The sequence below is a fragment of the Pseudomonas soli genome, from assembly GCF_021283165.2.
Taxonomy (GTDB): domain Bacteria; phylum Pseudomonadota; class Gammaproteobacteria; order Pseudomonadales; family Pseudomonadaceae; genus Aquipseudomonas; species Aquipseudomonas soli.
Genome location: NZ_CP128543.1, coordinates 3,700,987 through 3,720,089 on the forward strand (window position 1 = coordinate 3,700,987; position 19,103 = coordinate 3,720,089).

The window sequence follows — 19,103 nt, forward strand, 5'->3', positions numbered from 1 at the left end:
CTACCCTCGCCTTAGTGTGCCGCGGTCTGTTGCGCCTGGGCCGGCTGCACCGGCATGCCCGGGGCAAGGCCGGCCGGGCCGCCGACGATGACCTGGTCACCGGCGCGCAGGCCCTCGGTGATCTGCCAGCGCGAGCCGTGCATCCCGCCGGTGCGCACGCTGCGCGCCTCGGCCAGGTTGCCGGTGCCGACCACCAGCACCCGCGCCTCGCCATCGCTGCCGCGCTGCACCGCGCGCTGCGGCACCAGGATGGCCTGCTGGTCGGTACCCTGCGGGGTGCGCACGCGCACGTACATGCCCGGCAGCAGGATGCCGTCGGCATTGTCGAAGCGACCGCGCAAGGTGACCTGGCCGGTGCCACGGTCGACCGCCACGTCGGTGAACATCAGCGCGCCCTGGCGCTGGTAGTCGGTGCCTTCCACCTGGGCGGTCAGCGCCTTGTCGTCGCCAGCGCCGAGCGCGCCGTCCTTGAGGGCCTGACGCAGACGCAGGGCTTCGGCGGCGGACTGGGTGAAGTCGACGTAGATCGGATCGAGCTGCTGGATGCGCGCCATCAAGGTGGCCTCCCCCTGCCCGACCAGGGCGCCTTCGGTGGCCAGGGCGCGGCCGATGCGGCCGGAGATCGGCGCGGTGACCGTGGCATAGCCCAGGTTAAGACGCGCGGTCTGCACGTCGGCCTGAGCCGAGCGCACGGCCGCCTGGGCGCTGCGCAGCTCGGCGCTGGCGCTGTCGAAGTCCTGCTGGCTGACCGCCTCGATCTTGACCAGCGGCTCATAGCGCTTGACCCGTGCCTGGGCCTCCTGCTGCACCGCCTGGGCCCGCGCAAGGTCGGCCTCGACACGCGCCAGGGCAGCCTTGAACGGTGCCGGATCGATCTGGAACAACACATCCCCAGCCTTGACGTCGGCGCCTTCCTCGAAACGTTTGTGCAGGACAATGCCGGCGACCCGGGCACGCACCTCGGCCACACGCATCGGTTCGACCCGGCCCGGCAGGGTCGAGGCCAGGGCCAGCTGTTCGCTGGCCAGCGTCACGGTCTCCACCGGAAATGCCGTTTCAGTCGCGGCCTGCTGTTCTTCAGCAGCTCCGCAGCCGGCCAGTGCTACCGCCACTGCCAGCCAGCTGACCATCCCTATTGCACGCAAATTGCTCATTAACTCACCCGAGCCGTTAACTAGAATTGGCGCGAATGGTACTTACACATTCGATTTGAGTCAATTTAGTCTCATTTGAAGTTTTTGTGAAATATTGTGATTACCGTCCAATCGTCGGCTGAGCGCAGCCCGCACCCAGTGCAGGCGTCAAATGAACACAACCCGTGAGGAGATCCCCATGACCTTCCATGCCGTGGCTAGCCTCGACCAGCTTGAACAACTCCGTCCCCTGCGCGTTCAGGTTGGTACCGAAGAAATCGTCCTGGTACGCCAGGGCGAGCGGGTGCGTGCCTACCAGGCCAACTGCCCGCATGAGGGCGCGCCACTGGAACAAGGCGCGGTCTGTGGTGGGTTGCTGATCTGCCCCTGGCACAAGGCCGCCTTCGCCGTGGACGACGGCGCGGTGTGCGAGCCGCCGGCGCTGGCCGGTCTGCGCCGGCATGCTGTGCAGATCAGGGACGGCCAGGTATGGGTGGACGAGCAGCCACTACCCGAGGCTGAAGCGCCGCGCCACACCGACGCGCGCACCTTTGTCGTGGTGGGCGCCGGCGCCGCCGGGGCCGCCGCCATCGCCACCTTGCTCGACCATGGCTTTGCCGGCCGCCTGTTGTGGATCGACCAGGAACAGCCGAACGCTTACGATCGCACGGCCCTGAGCAAGTTCGTCATCGCCGGGCAAATGCCGGTGGACGAAGTGTCCTCACTACTCGCGTCAGTCGACCTGCGCCAAGGCCAGCTGCAGCGCATTCACGGCAAGGTACGCGCGCTGGATGCCGGCAAGCGCGTGATCAGCCTGGCCGACGGCCAGCAGTTGAAATACGACGCCGCCCTGCTGGCCACCGGCGGCAAGCCCAACCGCCCCCAGCTCCCCGGCGTGAAACTGCCCGGCATCTGCGTACTGCGCTCGCGCACCGATGCCGCGCAGTTGCTCGACCTGGCCGAGCCGGGCCAGCCGGTGGTGATCGTCGGCGACGGTTTCATCGGCCTGGAGGCCGCCAGCGCCCTGCTCAAGTACGGCCTGCAGGTGCATGTGGTCACACGCCACGCCATCCCGCTGGCCAGGCAGTTGGGCGAGCGCATCGGCCAGACCCTGCGCGAGCTGCATGAGCGCAAGGGTGTGCAGTTCCACGGGCCGACCGAGGTGATCGGCTTCGACGGCCACGAGCGCGTCGAGGCCGTGCTGCTGGCCAATGGCGAGCGCCTGGAAACCGCGCTGGTGCTGCTGGGCACCGGCGTCACCCCGGCCACCCGTTTCGTCCAGGGCCTGGCCCTGGCCGAAGACCATTCGCTCACGGTGGACGCGCACCTGCAGGCCGCCGACGGCCTGTGGGCGGCCGGCGATGTCGCCACCTTCCCCCTGGCCGGCCGCCCGGTGCGCATCGAGCATTGGCGCCTGGCCCAGCAACACGGCGTGATCGCCGCCGCCAACATGCTCGGCGAGCGACGCCGCTACGACGACGTGCCGTTGTTCTGGACCTACCAGCACGGGCGCACCTACGAAGTGCTCGGGCATGCCAGCGGCTGGAACCGTATCGAGTACGTCGGTTCGCCGGAACAGGGCGACTTCATCGCCCTGCAGTGCCTGGACGACCAGGTCGAGGCGGTGATCGCCAAGGGCTGTTCACGGGCCATGGCCGTGCTGTCGCAGCGCATGAAGCGGCCGCTGTCGAGCCGCGAGGCGCGTGAGCTGATCGATGCCTGGCCGGATTGAGACCTGGCGTTGACCCGGCAGTGGCACCGATACGGTCCTCACCGTACAGTACGCCGCAGACTCGCCTCATCGCATGGAGATTGACCCAGTGCAACTGGACCGGCACAAAAACCAGGCCCACCTCCTCGCCAGCACCCCGGCGCTGGTAGAGACGCCACAAGTACACCCTTTGGCAGACTACTTCAGCCAGGACGACGGGACACTGCCGGAAATCGAGCTCCACTTTGCCGTAAGCGCCGACATGCCGAGCGCATTCACACGCCTGTTCACCCTCGGTGCCAGGGTGGAGCGCGGTTGCTTGTGGGACAAGACAAGCGGGCGCGAAATACCCTTTACCGGCCCACAGGATGCCTCGCGTGTCAGCGACGGTGTCGTCGAACCGTTTCATGTACTGGCGCAGGGCATCGACATCGATGGCCAGCCCCTCCCTGACCTGGGCGTGATGGTCTGTGAGCACGTCCTGACACTGGACTATTGCATGGGGCCCGACTGGGATGCGCCTCGAATCGACGCCCTGCTGTCGCTCCTGCGCCAACTTCAGCAACAAGGCGGCCAGGTTCGCATCCCTTGGTGGCAGGCAGACGGCGAACAGGAATTTCTACAGGCTCTCTGCTGCGGCGGGGTCGACGGATGAACTCGAGCTCCCCGAATATCCAGCGACTGCTCAGGAAGCGACAACTCAACGTACAGGAACAGAACCTGCTCACTGCCCATCGCATCAGAGAGTCGGCAAGGCCCTGGCTCACCCGTGAGATACCGCCTGCTCTGCTGCGCGTCGCCGAGAACCACGGGATCGACTGGGCACGCTCCTTGCTGCTGGACCTTGAGTTCGACTTCCCCGGCATGGCCAGCCTGACAGGCAGTCTGTTGACCGATACCGAACGCTTCATAGACTTCGAGATCGAAACCGACAGTAGCTACTGCCACCTGCTGTCCGTCGAGTGCTGGGAGGACGTGACGGCCCAGCATGACCACGGGTTGCGCAACCGGGGTACCGGCAAGGGTTATGCAACCATTGCCTTGGAGACAAGGCGCGAACTGCTCGGCCTGCCGACGCGCTGAGTACACGCCCTGCCTTCGCCACCGCGAGCTTTCAATACCGGGGTGAACTGTGTAAAACAAGTTCACCCACACTGTAAGGAAAGGATGACTCGCAATGATCTACCGCCCCCTTGGCCACTCCGGCCTGCAAGTCTCGGCCCTGACGCTCGGCAGCATGATGTTCGGTGAACAGACCAGCACCGAAGACTCGCTGCGCATCATCGACAAGGCCTGGGACCAGGGCATCAACTTCGTCGACACCGCCGATGTCTACAATGGCGGCCGCTCCGAGGAAATCGTCGGCGAAGCGGTGGCGCGCAACCGTCACGAGTGGATCATCGCCTCCAAGGCCGGCTATGGCCCGGTTGATGGCCTGCCGAACCGCAGCGGCCTGTCGCGCAAACACCTTTTCAATGCCATCGAGGCCACCCTCACGCGCATGGGCACCGACTATCTGGACATCTACTACCTGCACCGCGAGGACCATTCGGTACCGCTGGAAGAGACGGTGCGCGCCATCGGCGACCTGCTGGCGCAAGGCAAGATCCGCTACTGGGGCGTGTCAAACTTCCGTGGCTGGCGCATCGCCGAGATCTGCAACGTGGCGCAAAGGCTCGGCGTGGCCAAGCCGGTGGTCAGCCAGCCGCTGTACAACATCGTCAACCGCCAGGCCGAGCCCGAGCAACTCACCGCCGCCGCCTACCATGGCCTGGGCGTGGTGCCGTTCAGCCCGCTGGCCCGTGGCGTGCTCAGCGGCAAGTACGCGCCAGGCTCCGCCCCCGACGAAGGCAGCCGTGCCGGTCGCCAGGACAAGCGCATCATGGAAGTGGAATGGCGCCAGGAATCGCTGGCCATCGCCCAGAAGATCCATGCCTATACCGAGGCCAAGGGCGTGGGCATCGTCGAGTTCGCCATCGCCTGGGTGCTGAACAACCGCCTGGTCAGCTCGGCCATCGTCGGGCCGCGCACCGAGGCGCAGTGGGACACCTATGCCGGTGCGTTGGAGGTCAAGGTCACGGCGGAGGACGAGGCCTTCATCGATTCGCTGGTGACGCCCGGCCATGCCTCGACCCCGGGCTTCAACGATGTCGCCCACTTCGTCAGCGGGCGCCTGGCACGCTGAACCGGCCTGGGCAACTTCTCTGGGAGCGGGCAAGCCGCTCCCTCAGCGATGCCCAATGGCGGTCCGCGCCGATTACTGGCATTGTGTGTTTTTCCCAGCGCAAAGGACGCGCTCCATGGCCCTGCACCTCTGGTTGACCTTCTCCTTCGCCTACCTGCTCACCTCGCTGCTCCCCGGCCCGAATGTCCTGCTCACTGTGCGCAACGCCTTGCGCTACGGCCCGTCCGGCATGGGCATGACCCTGTTCGGCAACCTCACCGCGCAACTGCTGACGATCACCGCCGTGGCCATGGGCGTGGGCGCCCTGCTGATCTCTTTGCCCACGGCGTTCCTGGCGCTGAAGCTGGCCGGCGCCGCTTACCTGATCTACCTCGGCCTGCGCCAGTTGCTGGGCAAAGGCGCCCCCACCGCGCCGACGGCGCAGGTGGTAGCGACGCCGCCCCAGACGCAATGGCGGATCGCCGTGGAAGCCTTCCTGGTCTCGGCGAGCAACCCCAAGACCCTGGTGTTCTTCTGCGCCTTCCTGCCGCAGTTCCTCGAGCCTGGGCGGCCGATCTTCGGCCAGTTCGCGGCCATGTACCTGAGCGGCTCGCTGATCGTCTGCCTGGTGCACTCCTTCTACTGCTTCACCGCCTGGCGCTTCGGCCTGCGCCTGAAGGCTTCGCCCCTGGCGGCCTGGTTCAAGCGCGCCAGCGGCGCGCTGTTCATCGGCCTGGGCGTGCGCCTGCTCAACACCCGGGCGGTGTAGGCCTCACTCGCTCGCCAGCATGGCCAGGGTGGCGATCATCGCCAGCACGGCGAACCCGCATGCCACGTAGCCCAGGGCGCCCAGGCCCAGGACCTGGATCGACGCGCCGCCCAACGCCGCACCGGCGGCGATACCGGCATTGGCCGCCGACACGTTCAAGGTCCCGGCCAGGGCCTGGGCCTTGGCGCCGGCCTGCATCACCCGCACCTGACAGACCGGGAACAGCGCGGTGTAGGCGATGCCCCACAGCACCAGCGCGCCCCCCAGCAGCCATGCAGTGCCGAGCAACGGGGTGACCGCGCCCATGCCCAGCGCCAGCATCGCCAACAGCAGCAAGGTCGCCCGCAGCGGGCTCCGATCAACGATGCGCCCGGCCAGGCCGTTGCCGAGCATGCCGACCACGCCGAAGCCCATCAGCCACCAGCCCACTTCGCCGGCCGGCACGGCGGCCAGCTGTTCAAGCGTCTCGGCCAGGTAGGTGTAGGCAGTGAACATGGCGGTGAACACCAGCGCCGAGAGCAGCACATGGGCGATGAAGCGGCGGTCCTTGAGGATCACCGTCTGCCGCTCCCCCGGCGCACGGGCGGGTGCCGCCGGCACAGTCGGCAGCCACGCCCACATCAACAGCGCCACCAGCAGGCACAGCCCGGCGAGCAACGCGAAACTGCCACGCCAGCCGACCAGCCCGGCGGCCAGCGTGCCCAGTGGAATGCCGAAGACAAATGCGGCGGTGATGCCCAGGTACACCCGTGACACCGCCCAGCCCTCGCGCCCCGCCCCGGCCAATTGCCCGGCGCTTTCGCTGGCGGTGCCCCAATACACCGGCAAGGCCAGCGCGGCGATAAAGCGTGCCAATGCCAGCACCCAGATGTTCGGCGCCAGCGCCGACAGCGCGTTGGACGCGGCGAACACCAGCAGGATGGCGATGAACAGTCCCTTGCGCGGCACTGCCGACAGCCAGGCGGTGAGCGGCGGCCCGAACAACATCACGGTCACGGCGAACAGCGTGACCAACTGGCCCGCACCCGCAACCGAAAGGCCAAGGTCGCGGGCCAGCGCCGGCAGCAGCCCGAGAATCAGAAATTCGGTGGTCAGCACCGCGAAGCCGCCGATGGCGAAGAGGCCGATGGATAACCCCGTACGCGGCGCTGGGCGCGTGAGGGTGGCGTGGGTCAGGCTGGAAGTGGACATCCGCTGCAATCCTGGTTGAATGGAAGGCCAGCTTAATCTGGAATTTAGTTCCTATTGCTGGTAGTTATTCCTTTATCAAGTGAATCAGATTCATTAATAAAAGACCTCGCCATGTCTGCCTCGGAACGCCTCAAGGACATCGACTTCTTCGTCAGCGTGGCCAACGCTGGCAGCTTCATCGCCGCCGCCGAACGCATGAACCTCACCAGTTCCGCCGTGAGCAAGGGCGTCGCGCGCCTGGAGAAACGCCTGCAGGTGCGCCTGTTCGAACGCACCACCCGGCGCCTGGCCCTGACCGACAGCGGCGCCGACTACTACCGCGCGTGCACCCGCGTGCTGGCGGACATCGAGGAAGCCGAACTGGCCCTCAACGATGAACACCATACGCCCTGCGGCAAGCTGCGCATCGACCTGCCAGCTACCTTCGGCCGTCTGCACGGCCTCCCTGCCGTACTCGACTTCGCTGCGCGGCATCCACGGCTGCAACCGCACATCACCCTCTCCGATCGCTTCGTCGACCTGGTCGAGGACGCCATCGACATTGTCGTGCGCATCGGCGGACCACAAACCTGGCAGCCAGGCATCGAGCACCGTTACCTGGGCAGCCAGCGCCTGGTGTTCTGCGCCGCCCCCGCTTATCTGGCTCGCCACGGCACGCCCCAAGACCTGCAGCAACTGCAGGCCCAGGGCTGCGTGCTCTATGCCTGCGCAGACGGCAGCACACCGGCCCTGCACTTTGCCGGCGCCCGCCCGGGCCTGACGCAGCTGCGCGGCATGCCCGGGCGCCTGGCCATCGGCGATGCCGAAGGCCAGGCGCTAGCTGTCAGCGCCGGGCACGGCATCGCCCAGTTGCCGACCTGGCTGGTGCAGCGCCAGCTCGATGACGGGACGCTGCAACAGATACTGCCGGCGTACGCGATGGAAGGATTGCCGATCAACCTGGCCTGGCGCCGCAACCGCGGACACCTGCCCAAGGTGAGCGCGATGGTCCAGGCCCTGGCCGAACGCCTGGGGCCGCTGATTCAGGGCTGACCCAGGTCAAGCGCCACTACCGATACTCACAGGAAGGTAAATACCTGCCCCGCCGCCAACCGCGACTTGCTCAGACCGGCATTGAAATCCTCCTCGCTGCGATAGCCCAGGCTCAGCAGCACCACGCTGGTGTAGCCCTGCTCGCGCAGGCCCAGTTCGGCGTCCAGGGCCTTGGCGTCGAAGCCTTCGATCGGCGTGGCGTCCAGGCCGTGGGCGGCGGCGCCCAGCAGCGCGGTGCCCAGGGCCAGGTAGACCTGCTTCTCCATCCAGTGCTGCAGGTCCTTGAAGTCATGGCGGTGCAGGTCGACATAACCGCGGCGGGTCTGGTCCTGGACTTCGCGGGCCTGCTCGTTACGGAAGCGGCCATCGGCGGCTTCCTGCGCCAGCACTGCCTGCAGGTGAGCTTCGGTCATGTTGGTGCGGGCGGCGAACACGATCACATGGGAGGCATCGCGCAGCTTCGGGCTGTTGTAGGCGAATCGAGCATCGGTGGCCTTGGCCAGGCGCGCCTTGCCTTCGGCGCTGTCGGCCACGACGAAGTGCCAGGGCTGCGAATTGACCGAGGACGGGCTGTGGCGCAACTGCTCGAGCAACGCGTCGATGGTGGCCTGGGGGATTTTGCGGCTGGCGTCGTAGGCCTTGGTGGTGTAACGGCGTTTGGCGAGGGCAACGGTGTCCATCTAGGGCAATTCCTCAAGGGTTCGTGAATGAATGGCATCTTATCTTCCCGACCGCAAAGAAAAACCAGCACAATGCAGCAACACTTTCATCCCTGGAGTGAAAATGCTGCGCATCAACGACCTCGAACTGTTCGCCCGTGCCAACGCCCTGGGCAGCTTCACCGCTGCGGCCCACGAGGCCGACCTGCTGCCCGGCCAGGTGGCCGCGGCGATCAAGCGCCTGGAGCGCGAGCTCGATGTGCGCCTGTTCGCCCGCACCACCCGCAGCCTGCGCCTGACCGCCGAAGGCGAGCTGTACCTGCCCACCGCCCAGCGCGTGATCGATGCCCTGCGCCAGGGCCGCGAGGACCTGCATGGCAGCCACAGCTGCCTGCGCGGCGTGTTGCAGGTGGCGGCGCCCTCGGACATGGGCCGCAACCTGCTGCGGCCCTGGCTCAGTGCATTTCGCCGCGAGCATCCGGGGTTGGGCCTGCGCTTCTTCCTCTCCGACCAGTTGGCCGACCTGTATCGCGATCCGGTGGACGTCGCCATCCGCTACGGCCAGAACGAGGACGCCAACTACATTGCCCTGCCCCTGGCGCCGTGGAACCGCCGGGTCCTGGCGGCCTCCCCGGACTACCTGGCGCGCCATGGCCGCCCGCTGACCCCCGAGGACCTGCAGCAACACGACTGCCTGCTATACCTGCAGCAAAGCCGGGTGTACGACAAATGGCGCCTGGGCAACCGCACCGTGCAGGTGCGCGGGCCGCTGTTCAGTGACGATGCCGACGTGGTGCGGCGCTGGGCGCTGGAAGGCGAAGGCATCGTCTACAAGTCGTGGCTGGATGTCAGCGCCGATGTCGCCGCCGGCGAGCTGGAGCTGCTGCTGCCCGAATACCCCGGCGAGCTGACCCCGGTGACCCTGGTGTGCCCGCACCGCAAGCAGCTCACCCCCGCCGTGGCCCAGTTGCACCTGTGGCTGCGCGAGCGTTTCGCCGCGCTGCGCCCGGACGACATGTTGCAGCCGTTGTCGCCGGGCGTATAGTGCATCCACCCCCGACCGCAAGGAGCTGTCATTCATGCCAAGCCTGGAATTTCTCGTCACCGCGCTGATCATCGTGCTGATCCCCGGCAGCGGGGTCATCCTCACTGTATCGAGCGCCCTGGTGGCCGGGCGACGCGCCTGCCTGTGGACCGCCACCGGCTGCACCCTGGGCATCGTCCCGCACTTGCTGGCCTCGGTGCTGGGGCTCTCGGCGCTCCTGCACACCAGCGCCCTGGCCTTCCAGGGCCTCAAGTTCGCCGGCGTCGCCTACCTGCTGTACCTGGCCTACGCCACCTGGCGCGACCGTGCGGCCTTCGCCGTGGACGCGCACGCCACCCCCGCCGCCGCCAGCCAACTGGTGATCAAAGCCTGCCTGCTGAATATCCTCAACCCCAAGCTGACGCTGTTCTTCCTCGCCTTCCTGCCGCAGTTCATCGTCCCGCAGGCCGGCTCCGCGACCGTGCAGATGCTCAGCCTCAGCGCGGTTTTCATGGCCATGACCTTCGTCGTCTTCGTCCTCTATGGCCTGCTCGCCCACCTGTTCCGCCGCGCCGTGATCGACTCGCCGAAGGTGCAGGCCTGGTTGCGCCGCGGCTTCGCCGCCTCATTCGCCGGGCTTGGCCTCAACCTGGCACTGGCCCAGCGCTGAAGGCTGCACAATCGTTCTAAACACCTGGGCCGTTTGTGCGCTAAGGTCATCCATCGACCACCCACACGGCCCGCCTCCATGAGCAACTGGATCGATCTCAGACAGGACGCCGACACCGGCATCGAGTCGGTCCGCGCCCATTTTACCGGCCACGCCTACGACCCGCACTGGCACGACAGCTTCCTGGTCGGGGTGACCGAACAGGGCGTGCAGCAGTTCAACTGCCGCCGCGAACGCCATTGCAGCACGCCCGGCCAGGTGTTCGTGCTCGAGCCTGGCGACCTGCACGACGGCCATGCGCCAACCGTGGAAGGCTTCACCTATTCGACCCTGTACCTGGACGCCAACTGGCTGGAAACCGAACTGCGCGCCCTGTTCGAGCAGGCCCCCTCAGGCGCCCTGCCCAGCTTCGGCACCCTGCTGCACCAGGATCCGCGCCTGGCCGGCGCCACCGCCCGGGCCTTCGAGACGGTGCACTACAGCGACCTGCGCATCGTCCGCCAGACCGCCCTGGACGATCTGCTGAGCTGCCTCACAGGCCACCTGCACTGGCGCAAACGCCTGGACCCAGATCCACGCCTGCCGCTGTGCGCCCAGGTCGCCCGCGACTATCTGCATGCGCACCTGGACCAGGACATCGGCCTGGCCGAGCTGGCACAGGTCTGCGGCGTCGACCGTTTCCGCCTGACCCGGGCGTTCAAGGCAGCCTTCGGCCTGGCGCCGCATGCCTACCTGATCCTGCTGCGCCTGGCCCGCGCGCGGCGGCTGCTGGCCCTGGGCGAAACGCCGGCCAGCGTCGCCACCGCCCTGGGCTTTGCCGACCAGAGCCACCTGGGCCGCTGGTTCCGCCGCGCCTACCGGCTGACCCCGGCGGACTACCGCAAGCGCTGCTCAAACCTTCCAGACTGAAGCCGCGCTGGCCGCGACCATGGTGCCTCGATCACACGGAGCCATGACCATGTCGCACTCGCTGTTGCCCTTCATCCTGTTTGCCCTGGCCGCCAGCATCAGCCCCGGGCCGACCAACCTGTTGATCCTCGCCCACGGTGCCCGGCGCGGTTTGCGCGCCAGCCTGGCACCGATCGTGGCGGCCTGCTGCGCGGCGGCGGCGGTGGTGTGGCTGGTGGGAATGGGGCTCGGCGCGTTGCTGCTGCGCTACCCCCTGGCGCAGTTGGCCATGAGCTGGGCCGGCGCCCTGTGGCTCAGCTGGCTGGCCTGGAAGATGCTGCGCAGCGCCTGCGCCCCCTTGCTGGCGGGCAACGACAGTGGCCTTGGCCCACTGAGCGCGGCGACCCTGCAGGTGGTCAACCCCAAGGTATGGGTGACGGCGGTGGCGATGGTCGGCCTGTTCGCCACCCCGGCACTGCCGATGGGCTGGCTGGCCCTGGTGTTCCTGCTGGTCGCCCTACCCAGCATGACCGCCTGGGCATTGATGGGCATCGGCAGCGCACGCTGGTTGCGCTCGTCGCGGGCCTTGCGCCTGTTCAACCAGGGTCTGGCGGGGTTGCTGCTGGTGTCGGCCTGGTCGGCCTTGCTGGTATGAGCGCCGCTCAGGTGCGCCCGGCGCTGGCGGTGCGCAGGCGCATCCCCAGTCGTGGCCCGAACACGTTGATCAACAGGCCCAGCATCACCAGCAGCGCCCCCCAGCCTTGCGCCTCGCTCAGGCGCTCGCCCAGCAGCAGTGCCGCGGAGCTCAGGCCCACCACCGGCACCAGCAGCGAGAACGGCGCCACCTTGCCCGCCGGGTGGCGCGACAACAGTTTGCTCCACAGGCTGTAGCCGACCATGGTGGCGACGAACGCCAGGTACGCCAGGGCCAGCACCGAACTCCAGCCGATGTTGGCCAGGGCATGGCCAATGCGCTCGGGGCCTTCCAGCCACCACGACAGTGCCAGGAACGGCAGCGGCGGAATCAGCCCGCCCCAGATCACCAGGGCGACCAGGTCCACCTGGCCGAAACGCCGGGTGATGATGTTGCCCATCCCCCACATGGCGCCGCCGCACAGGGTCAGCAGCAGCGCCACCAGCGGCACGTGGCCGCTGTCCTCGCTACCGATCACCGCCAGGCCGCTGGCGGCCACCAGCAGGCCGAGCACACTGGCCAGGCGCAGCCGCTCGCCGAGAAACATGGCCGCGAAGCCCAGGGTGAAGAACGCCTGGGACTGCAGCACCAGCGAGGCCAGCCCAGGCGGCATGCCACTGGCCATGGCCTGGAAGAGGAAGGCGAACTGGCCCAGGGAAATGGTCGCGCCATAGGCGATCAGCCAGCGCCACGGCAGGTTCGGGCGCTTGATCAGGAACACCGCCGGGAAGGCCACCAGCAGGAAACGCAGGGCTCCGAGCAGCATCGGCGGCAGGCCGTCGAGCCCCACCTTGATGATCACGAAGTTGACGCCCCAGGCGATGATCACCACCAGGGCGATCAGCAGGTCCTTGAGTGGCATTGCAGGCATTCCTTCTTCAGGCTTGTTATAGACATATTTCGTTACAGCATACGGGCATCACGCCGCCGCGGACCAGCACAGTTGCGTAGCAGCCTTGTGTAACAGTCGGCTGTGATGGCCGGAGAAAGCACACGATCACCCTGTGCAAGCTTCACTTGACCAGACTTGTATATACATGATCATATCGGGCTTCGGCCATCCGCCCTGCGTCCCGCCGATAGCCGCCGCCTTTCACAAAAACAACGAAGCGGAGCCTCCCGATGTCCAGCAAACCCGTGATCGAGCGCCGCTCGATCGACTACATCCCCGAGTCTGAGCGCCATGGACGGGTCTACAGCCAATTCACCCTGTGGCTGGGAGCCAACCTGCAGATTACCGCGATCGTCACCGGCGCCCTGGCCGTGGTGCTGGGCGGCGACGTGTTCTGGTCGTTGATCGGCCTTTTGCTCGGGCAACTGGTCGGCGGCGCGGTGATGGCCCTGCATGCCGCCCAGGGTCCGCGCCTGGGGCTGCCGCAGATGATTTCCAGCCGTGTGCAGTTCGGCGTTTACGGCGCGGCCATCCCCATGGCCCTGGTGTGCCTGATGTACCTGGGCTTCACTGCTACCGGCACGGTACTGTCCGGCCAGGCCATCGGCCAGTTGCTGAGCATCAGCGACAGCGCCGGCATCCTCATCTTCGCCGGGGTGATCGTGCTGGCGACCCTGGCCGGCTACCGGGTGATCCACTGGATCGGCCGGGTGGCCAGCGTGCTGGGGATCATCGCCTTCGTCTACCTGTTCAGCCGCATCCTGATGCTGGCCGATATCGGCCAGTTGCTCGACAACCGCCACTTCAGCTGGGCCAGCTTCCTGCTCGCGGTGTCGCTGGCCGCCTCCTGGCAGATCGCCTTCGGCCCTTACGTGGCCGACTACTCGCGCTACCTGCCCAGCCACACCTCGCCACTCAAGACCTTCCTCGCCGCCGGCCTGGGCTCGGTGCTCGGCGCCCAGGCCTCGATGATCCTCGGCGTGTTCGCCGCGGCCATCGCCGGTGGCCAGTTCTCCGGCCGCGAGGTGGCCTATATCGTCGGCCTGGGCGGTGCCGGTACCACGGCGGCGCTGCTGTACTTCTGCATCGCATTCGGCAAGGTGACCATCTCGACCCTCAACAGCTACGGCAGCTTCATGTGCATCGCCACGATCATCAGCGGCTTTCGTGGCCACCTGCAGATCAGCCGCGTGCAGCGCCTGGTGTTCGTGCTCGGCATCGTCGGCGCGGCGACCCTGGTCGCGCTGCTCGGGCAGCACTCGTTCCTCAGCGCGTTCAAGTCGTTCATCCTGTTCCTGCTGACCTTCTTCGTGCCCTGGAGCGCGGTGAACCTGGTGGACTACTACTTCATCACCAAGGAACGCTATGACATCCCGGCACTGGCCGACCCGGATGGCCGCTACGGGCGCTGGAACTGGCCAGGCATCGGCGTGTACACCTTCGGCGTGCTGGTGCAGATGCCGTTCATCGACACCAAGCTGTACACCGGGCCCATGGTCGCGCACCTGGGCGGCGTGGACGTGTCGTGGCTGATCGGTTTGGTGGTACCCAGCGTGCTGTACTACTGCGTGGCGCGCCGTCGGGCGGCCGAGGCACCGGCGAGTATCATCGTGCCGCAGACCCATTGAGCTGAAAGCCCTCAAGCCTGGGAGCGGCGCAGCGCCGCTCCCAGGCTGCATCTGGCCAAAACAGCGCTGTCATCTTTCAGTCAGATCTCTGTCGTAATCTGCGGTGCAACTCGGTGCCACAGGTCTCCGGCATGCCTCGCCTGCTTCCCCTACTGCTGTGCCTGCTTGCGAGCCTGGCTTGCGCCGAGCCGGCGCAACTGCGTATCCAGGGCTCCAACACCATCGGCGCCGCGCTTGGCCCAGCCTTGGTGCGGGGCCTGTTGCAAGCGCAGGGCGCAAGCGCCATCGAGCGCCAGCCTGGTGTCTCCGCCAACGAGACCACGCTTCACGCTGTCGATCGCAACGGCCTGCCCTTGCACATCGACATCGCCGCCCACGGCACCAGCACCGGCTTCGCCGCGTTGGCCCGGGGCGAAGCGGACCTGGCCGCGGCCTCGCGACCGATCAGTGACAGCGAGCTGCAACAGTTGCAGGCCCTGGGCAACCTGCGCGGCGCGGGCTCGGAGCAGGTCATCGCCCTGGATGGCGTGGCGGTGATCACCCATCCGGACAACCCCCTCGCGCAACTGACCACCACGCAATTGGCGCAGGTGTTTTCCGGGCAGTTGCAGCGCTGGGAGCAGCTGGGCGTGCCCGGCGGGGCGATCCACCTGTATGCCCGCGACGACCGCTCCGGCACCTTCGAGACCTTCAATGCCCTGGTGCTTGCCCCGCACAACCAGGCGCTGGCCCCCCAGGCGCGTCGCTTCGAATCAGCCGATGCGCTGGCCGCCCAGGTCATGGCCGACCGCCAGGCCATCGGCTTCAGCGGCCTGGGCACGGTCCACCAGACCAAGGTGTTGGCGGTGGCCGAGGGTGACGCGCCTGCCCTGCTCCCCAGCCGCGCCTTGGTGGCCAGCGAAGACTACCCGCTGTCGCGTCGCCTGTTTTTCTACCTGCCCGCCCACGCCACGCCCCAGGCCAGGGCCCTGGCGGAGTTCGCCCAGAGCCCCGCCGGACAGGCGATCGTCGCCGACCAGGGGTTCGTCTCCCAGCAGATCAAGCCACAGCCGGTACCGGCCCAGGCCGGCATGCCGCCGCGCTACCGGGCACTGGCCAGCGAAGCGCAACGCCTGAGCGTCAACTTCCGTTTCCAGGAAGGCAGCGCCAGCCTCGACAACAAGGCCCTGCGCGATGTGCAACGGGTCGGCGACTACCTGCGTCAGGCCGGCAAGCTGCAGGGCAAGGTGGTGCTGGTGGGCTTCGGCGACCCCAAGGAAACACCCGGCCGCGCCGCCCTGCTGTCGCGGCTGCGGGCCATGGCGGTACGTCGCGAATTGGCCCGGGCCGGGGTCCAGGCCAGGGACGTGACAGGCATGGGCGACGAGTTGCCGGTAGCCGACAACGATCTGCAGCAGGGGCGCCTGCGCAATCGCCGCGTCGAGGTGTGGGTGTACTGACCCGCTCAGCGCCCATCGGGCAGTTCGACCCGGGCCACCAGCCCGCCACCCACGCGATTGCGCAGGGTCAGCTCGCCGCCTTGCTCGCGCACGCTGGCACGGGCGGCCGAGAGCCCCAGGCCGACGCCGCCGGTGTCGCGGTTGCGCGATCCTTCCAGCCGGTAGAACGGATCGAACACCCGCTGCAAGGCCTCTTCGGGGATGCCCGGCCCGCGGTCGCTTACTTCGATGACGATGAGGTGCCCGGCATGGCTCAGGGTGATCTGCGGATCACGGGCATACTTCATGGCGTTTTCCAGCAGGTTGACGATCACCCGCTTGGTCGCCAGCGGACGGCCGTCATGCACCAAGTGCGCCGGGCCCTTGAAGGTGACGGCGAGCTGCTGGTCGCGGTAGTCGTCGACCAGGGTCTGCAACAGCTCCGACAGGTCGTAGGCCGTACGCTGCTCCAGCTGCGTGCCTTCGCGAAAGAACGCCAGGGCTTCGTTGATCATGCTCTGCATCTCTTCCACATCGCGGATCAGCTTGTGCTTGTGGTCCAGGTCTTCCATGAACTCGCTGCGCAGACGCATGCGTGTCAGCGGAGCGCGCAGGTCGTGGGAGATGGCCGCCAGCATGTGGGTACGCTCGCGAATGAAGTGCTGGATCTGCGCCTGCATGGTGTTGAAGGCGATGATCGCCTGGCGGATCTCCTCGGGCCCTTCGATGTCGATGGGAGGGGCCTGCAGGTCGCCACCGAAACGTCGCGCCGCGCTGGCAAAACGCTGCAAGGGAGCGGCTAGCTGACGAGTGGCGAGCCAGGCCACCAACAAGGTCGCCACCAGCCCCAGGCCGATCACCACCGCCAGGCGCGCCGTTACACTCAGGCCCCAACTGCGCTCCGGCGGCACGAACAACAACCAGCTGTCATCAGCCAGGGCGACCAGCGCAACATAGTGAGCCTCGGGGCTGCCCTTGGGCCAGTCGTCGGGGTTGTAGACCTCGATGACGCGTGCCGGCCCCAGCAACTGCCCCATCGCCGGCACCTGACCGGAGGTAAACTGCACGCCAGGACCGGGTAGGCCGAAATCGCTGCGCTGGGTGCTCCAGGTCACCTGCAGAGTCGGCGTGCTCGCCGCCAGGGCCAGTTTGCTGCGCAGCGCCGGCGGTGCGCGCTCGATCACCCGCGTGATGACGGCGATCTGTTCGAGCAGGCCGGTGCGGTCGATGGGCGGGCGCGCCCAGCTACCCGCCAGCTGGACGAACAAGGCATTGAGCGCCAACGAGGCCAGCAACGCGACGAAGATGGTCAGGGCAATCCGTTTACGCAAGGTATCGCGGCCCAGCAGGCGACGGATCACGAGCGGCTGACCTTGGCGGTGAACAGGTAGCCGCCATTGCGCACGGTGCGAATCAGATCCGGGCGCTTGCTGTCGGGCTCGATCTTGCGCCGCAGCCGGCTGACCTGCACATCGATGCTGCGGTCGTAGGCGTCATGGCCCTGGCCACGGGTCAGGTCGATCAACTGCTCGCGGGTAAGGATGCGCTGGGGATGTTCGAGGAACACCACCAGCAGGTCGAACTCCGCGCCGGACAGCGGGATCATCACCTGCTCGGGCGAACGCAGCTCGCGGCATGTGACGTCCAGGTGCCAACCGGCGAAACCGATCACCGGCCTGGCCGCCTCGCCGCGCGAAGCCTGCTCGCCGACACGGCGCTGCACGGCGCGCAGGCGGGCCAGCAGTTCACGCGGATCGAAAGGTTTGGTCAGGTAGTCGTCGGCGCCCAGTTCCAGGCCGATGATACGGTCGCTCAGCTCGGCCATGGCGGTGAGCATGATGACCGGCACTCCGACCTGCGCACGCAGCTTCTGGCACAGACTCAGACCGCCCTCGCCCGGCAGCATCAGGTCGAGGATAATCGCGTCCGGGCGCTGGCGCTCGATGGCCGCCCACATCGCCTGGCCTTCGGCGGCCAGGTCCACCTCATACCCCTGCTGGACGAAGAATTGCTTAAGCAGGGCGAGGATTTCCACATCGTCATCGACGATCAGCAGTCTGCTCACGGTGGTACAGGTCCGGATAAAAGGCGTATCTAAAACCATTGCGGCGCCCGGGTCATTTATTTCAATCGGGCAACATTTCGTCACCCCCGACACGATTCGGACATCACCTGGCAAACATTGCCCTGCACCCTGCGGGCCTTCCACTCGCCGAGGGCTCCCCATGAAGATAGCCGACAGCCGCAACAGCACCGACGTTCAAGAAGGTTCCGCCCCCCTGATCCTCAGCCAGCGCCACACCAGCCGCGGCCAGACGGGCTCACTGATCGTGCAGCAAGAGAGCCTGAGCCTGGCGGACAACCTGGGCTACATCATCCTGCGGCGCTACTTCGAGCATTACGATCCGGGCTGTGGCGAATGGGTCGAATACAGCCATACCGTGCCCATCCGTGAGCTGGTCCACTGGCTGATGGCGCATGGCAAGTTGCAGATCCAGGCTTCGCAGGACGCGCCCCCGCCCCAGGCTTGGCAGGCCGTCGCGCAAGAGGAGCGCCGCCCATGAGTCAGCGGCATCTGCTGACGGTCATGCTGACCAGCACGCTAAGCTTATCGGCTTGCAGCAGCCACAAGCCGGCCCCGGCCGGGTTTCTCAAGGACTACGCCCTGCTCACCCCGCACCAGGCGCCGTCTGGCGGTACCCTACTGAGCTGGGCCGACCCTAAATGGCCACGGGGGCGCTACATCGAGGTCTACCTGGCGCCCAGCCGCTTCTACCCGGCACCCGAACCGAGCCCGCGTATTCCCCAGGCTACCCTCGCCTCGATCACCGACTATTACGACGCGGTTCTGCGCGAGGAAATAGGCAAGGTGATGACGGTAGTGGATGCCCCTGGCCCGAACACGCTGGTGGTCAGGCCCGCCATTACCCGTATCAGCGCCGACGCGCAAAGCCTGCGCTACTACGAGTGGCTGCCGATCACCCTGGTCGCGGCTGGAGTAAGCAGTGCCGTGGGGATGCGCGACCGGGACAGCGAGATCGCCACCGAACTGTCGTTCGAAGCCGGCACCAGCGGGAGGGTGGTGGGCGAGGCGATGCTCGCAGGCACTGGCGTGCCGCTTGAGAACGACCGCCAGGTGATGACGGCCGACAACGTCAAGGCCGTGCTCGATGGTTGGGGCGTCGACCTGCGCCAGGCATATGCGGCGCCCCTCAGATAACGAGCCGCGT

General features: G+C 67.1%; 20 protein-coding genes. 14 read left to right on the forward strand and 6 right to left on the reverse strand.

Features of this window, described 5'->3' with window-relative positions; all coding sequences use genetic code 11:
• Positions 1-11 precede the first annotated feature (11 nt).
• The gene (locus tag LU688_RS17055; RefSeq protein ID WP_160291145.1) at positions 12-1,154 is read right to left on the reverse strand and encodes a MexC family multidrug efflux RND transporter periplasmic adaptor subunit; all 1,143 of its coding nucleotides are present in this window, start codon (positions 1,152-1,154) and stop codon (positions 12-14) included.
• Positions 1,155-1,332: 178 nt separating this feature from the next.
• On the opposite strand from LU688_RS17055, the gene LU688_RS17060 reads away from it, so the two are divergent.
• The 5 genes from LU688_RS17060 (at position 1,333) to LU688_RS17080 (ending at position 5,777) form a co-directional block, all read left to right on the forward strand.
• Positions 1,333-2,865, forward strand: a complete 1,533-nt coding sequence (locus tag LU688_RS17060) for an FAD-dependent oxidoreductase (RefSeq protein ID WP_160291148.1) — start codon at positions 1,333-1,335, stop codon at positions 2,863-2,865.
• An 88-nt stretch (positions 2,866-2,953) separates the two neighbouring features.
• Positions 2,954-3,499 (forward strand): hypothetical protein, encoded by a 546-nt coding sequence (locus LU688_RS17065; protein ID WP_232888060.1) that lies wholly within the window; start codon positions 2,954-2,956, stop codon positions 3,497-3,499.
• Positions 3,496-3,927: a hypothetical protein gene (locus tag LU688_RS17070; RefSeq protein WP_160291144.1), complete on the forward strand. Its 432-nt coding sequence runs from the start codon at positions 3,496-3,498 to the stop codon at positions 3,925-3,927. Before LU688_RS17065 ends, LU688_RS17070 begins: the two co-directional genes overlap by 4 nt.
• Positions 3,928-4,021: 94 nt before the next feature.
• Positions 4,022-5,029, forward strand: coding sequence for an aldo/keto reductase (locus LU688_RS17075; RefSeq protein WP_160291143.1), 1,008 nt, complete (start codon positions 4,022-4,024; stop codon positions 5,027-5,029).
• A 115-nt stretch (positions 5,030-5,144) separates the two neighbouring features.
• Complete coding sequence (locus tag LU688_RS17080; protein ID WP_038706358.1) at positions 5,145-5,777, forward strand: LysE family translocator; 633 nt, start codon at positions 5,145-5,147, stop codon at positions 5,775-5,777.
• Positions 5,778-5,780: 3 nt separating this feature from the next.
• Here the strand turns inward: LU688_RS17080 and LU688_RS17085 are convergent, their stop codons facing one another.
• On the reverse strand, positions 5,781-6,968 hold the full coding sequence (locus LU688_RS17085) for an MFS transporter (RefSeq protein WP_094011420.1): 1,188 nt from the start codon (positions 6,966-6,968) through the stop codon (positions 5,781-5,783).
• A 111-nt stretch (positions 6,969-7,079) separates the two neighbouring features.
• Here LU688_RS17085 and LU688_RS17090 point away from each other — a divergent pair, with 111 nt between their 5' ends.
• Complete coding sequence (locus tag LU688_RS17090) at positions 7,080-8,000, forward strand: LysR family transcriptional regulator (RefSeq protein ID WP_094011419.1); 921 nt, start codon at positions 7,080-7,082, stop codon at positions 7,998-8,000.
• Positions 8,001-8,026: 26 nt separating this feature from the next.
• Here the strand turns inward: LU688_RS17090 and nfsB are convergent, their stop codons facing one another.
• Positions 8,027-8,680: an oxygen-insensitive NAD(P)H nitroreductase gene (nfsB, locus tag LU688_RS17095; RefSeq protein WP_038706361.1), complete on the reverse strand. Its 654-nt coding sequence runs from the start codon at positions 8,678-8,680 to the stop codon at positions 8,027-8,029.
• A 103-nt stretch (positions 8,681-8,783) separates the two neighbouring features.
• Here nfsB and LU688_RS17100 point away from each other — a divergent pair, with 103 nt between their 5' ends.
• The 4 genes from LU688_RS17100 to LU688_RS17115 all read left to right on the forward strand — a co-directional run bounded on the left by LU688_RS17100 (position 8,784) and on the right by LU688_RS17115 (position 11,896).
• The gene (locus LU688_RS17100; RefSeq protein ID WP_094011418.1) at positions 8,784-9,704 is read left to right on the forward strand and encodes a LysR family transcriptional regulator; all 921 of its coding nucleotides are present in this window, start codon (positions 8,784-8,786) and stop codon (positions 9,702-9,704) included.
• A 34-nt stretch (positions 9,705-9,738) separates the two neighbouring features.
• Positions 9,739-10,353 carry a LysE family translocator gene (locus LU688_RS17105; RefSeq protein ID WP_038706363.1) on the forward strand — a complete coding sequence of 205 codons (615 nt, stop codon included), beginning with the start codon at positions 9,739-9,741 and terminating at the stop codon, positions 10,351-10,353.
• A 78-nt stretch (positions 10,354-10,431) separates the two neighbouring features.
• Positions 10,432-11,262 (forward strand): AraC family transcriptional regulator, encoded by an 831-nt coding sequence (locus LU688_RS17110; RefSeq protein WP_094011417.1) that lies wholly within the window; start codon positions 10,432-10,434, stop codon positions 11,260-11,262.
• Between the two features lie 49 nt (positions 11,263-11,311).
• The gene (locus LU688_RS17115; protein ID WP_094011416.1) at positions 11,312-11,896 is read left to right on the forward strand and encodes a LysE family translocator; all 585 of its coding nucleotides are present in this window, start codon (positions 11,312-11,314) and stop codon (positions 11,894-11,896) included.
• 7 nt (positions 11,897-11,903) lie between these two features.
• Here LU688_RS17115 and LU688_RS17120 read toward each other — a convergent pair whose 3' ends face one another.
• Positions 11,904-12,797, reverse strand: coding sequence for an EamA family transporter (locus LU688_RS17120; RefSeq protein ID WP_038706366.1), 894 nt, complete (start codon positions 12,795-12,797; stop codon positions 11,904-11,906).
• Between the two features lie 260 nt (positions 12,798-13,057).
• On the opposite strand from LU688_RS17120, the gene LU688_RS17125 reads away from it, so the two are divergent.
• Positions 13,058-14,455 (forward strand): purine-cytosine permease family protein, encoded by a 1,398-nt coding sequence (locus LU688_RS17125; RefSeq protein ID WP_038706367.1) that lies wholly within the window; start codon positions 13,058-13,060, stop codon positions 14,453-14,455.
• Between the two features lie 131 nt (positions 14,456-14,586).
• The gene (locus tag LU688_RS17130; protein ID WP_110604499.1) at positions 14,587-15,894 is read left to right on the forward strand and encodes a substrate-binding domain-containing protein; all 1,308 of its coding nucleotides are present in this window, start codon (positions 14,587-14,589) and stop codon (positions 15,892-15,894) included.
• A gap of 5 nt (positions 15,895-15,899) precedes the next feature.
• On the opposite strand, the gene LU688_RS17135 is transcribed toward LU688_RS17130, so the two are convergent.
• Together LU688_RS17135 and LU688_RS17140 are read right to left on the reverse strand one after the other, a co-directional pair.
• The gene (locus tag LU688_RS17135; protein WP_023631984.1) at positions 15,900-17,234 is read right to left on the reverse strand and encodes an ATP-binding protein; all 1,335 of its coding nucleotides are present in this window, start codon (positions 17,232-17,234) and stop codon (positions 15,900-15,902) included.
• Positions 17,231-17,977 (reverse strand): response regulator, encoded by a 747-nt coding sequence (locus LU688_RS17140; RefSeq protein ID WP_052062214.1) that lies wholly within the window; start codon positions 17,975-17,977, stop codon positions 17,231-17,233. The genes LU688_RS17135 and LU688_RS17140 overlap by 4 nt, the downstream gene beginning before the upstream one ends.
• Before the next feature lie 121 nt (positions 17,978-18,098).
• Between LU688_RS17140 and LU688_RS17145 the strand changes: the two genes are divergently transcribed.
• Both LU688_RS17145 and LU688_RS17150 read left to right on the forward strand, forming a co-directional pair.
• Entirely contained in the window at positions 18,099-18,437 is a 339-nt protein-coding gene (locus tag LU688_RS17145; protein WP_160291142.1) for a hypothetical protein, read from the forward strand.
• Entirely contained in the window at positions 18,434-19,093 is a 660-nt protein-coding gene (locus tag LU688_RS17150; RefSeq protein WP_094011412.1) for a DUF3313 domain-containing protein, read from the forward strand. The genes LU688_RS17145 and LU688_RS17150 overlap by 4 nt, the downstream gene beginning before the upstream one ends.
• Positions 19,094-19,103: the final 10 nt, after the last annotated feature.

Excerpts from the sequence above, each read along its gene's own strand:
- LU688_RS17055 (WP_160291145.1), bottom strand. The coding sequence starts at position 1,154 with ATGAGCAATTTGCGTGCAATAGGGATGGTCAGCTGGCTGGCAGTGGCG.
- LU688_RS17060 (WP_160291148.1), top strand. The coding sequence starts at position 1,333 with ATGACCTTCCATGCCGTGGCTAGCCTCGACCAGCTTGAACAACTCCGT.
- LU688_RS17070 (WP_160291144.1), top strand. The coding sequence starts at position 3,496 with ATGAACTCGAGCTCCCCGAATATCCAGCGACTGCTCAGGAAGCGACAA.
- LU688_RS17075 (WP_160291143.1), top strand. The coding sequence starts at position 4,022 with ATGATCTACCGCCCCCTTGGCCACTCCGGCCTGCAAGTCTCGGCCCTG.
- LU688_RS17080 (WP_038706358.1), top strand. The coding sequence starts at position 5,145 with ATGGCCCTGCACCTCTGGTTGACCTTCTCCTTCGCCTACCTGCTCACC.
- LU688_RS17085 (WP_094011420.1), bottom strand. The coding sequence starts at position 6,968 with ATGTCCACTTCCAGCCTGACCCACGCCACCCTCACGCGCCCAGCGCCG.
- LU688_RS17090 (WP_094011419.1), top strand. The coding sequence starts at position 7,080 with ATGTCTGCCTCGGAACGCCTCAAGGACATCGACTTCTTCGTCAGCGTG.
- nfsB (WP_038706361.1), bottom strand. The coding sequence starts at position 8,680 with ATGGACACCGTTGCCCTCGCCAAACGCCGTTACACCACCAAGGCCTAC.
- LU688_RS17100 (WP_094011418.1), top strand. The coding sequence starts at position 8,784 with ATGCTGCGCATCAACGACCTCGAACTGTTCGCCCGTGCCAACGCCCTG.
- LU688_RS17105 (WP_038706363.1), top strand. The coding sequence starts at position 9,739 with ATGCCAAGCCTGGAATTTCTCGTCACCGCGCTGATCATCGTGCTGATC.
- LU688_RS17110 (WP_094011417.1), top strand. The coding sequence starts at position 10,432 with ATGAGCAACTGGATCGATCTCAGACAGGACGCCGACACCGGCATCGAG.
- LU688_RS17115 (WP_094011416.1), top strand. The coding sequence starts at position 11,312 with ATGTCGCACTCGCTGTTGCCCTTCATCCTGTTTGCCCTGGCCGCCAGC.
- LU688_RS17120 (WP_038706366.1), bottom strand. The coding sequence starts at position 12,797 with ATGCCACTCAAGGACCTGCTGATCGCCCTGGTGGTGATCATCGCCTGG.
- LU688_RS17125 (WP_038706367.1), top strand. The coding sequence starts at position 13,058 with ATGTCCAGCAAACCCGTGATCGAGCGCCGCTCGATCGACTACATCCCC.
- LU688_RS17130 (WP_110604499.1), top strand. The coding sequence starts at position 14,587 with ATGCCTCGCCTGCTTCCCCTACTGCTGTGCCTGCTTGCGAGCCTGGCT.
- LU688_RS17140 (WP_052062214.1), bottom strand. The coding sequence starts at position 17,977 with ATGGTTTTAGATACGCCTTTTATCCGGACCTGTACCACCGTGAGCAGA.
- LU688_RS17145 (WP_160291142.1), top strand. The coding sequence starts at position 18,099 with ATGAAGATAGCCGACAGCCGCAACAGCACCGACGTTCAAGAAGGTTCC.
- LU688_RS17150 (WP_094011412.1), top strand. The coding sequence starts at position 18,434 with ATGAGTCAGCGGCATCTGCTGACGGTCATGCTGACCAGCACGCTAAGC.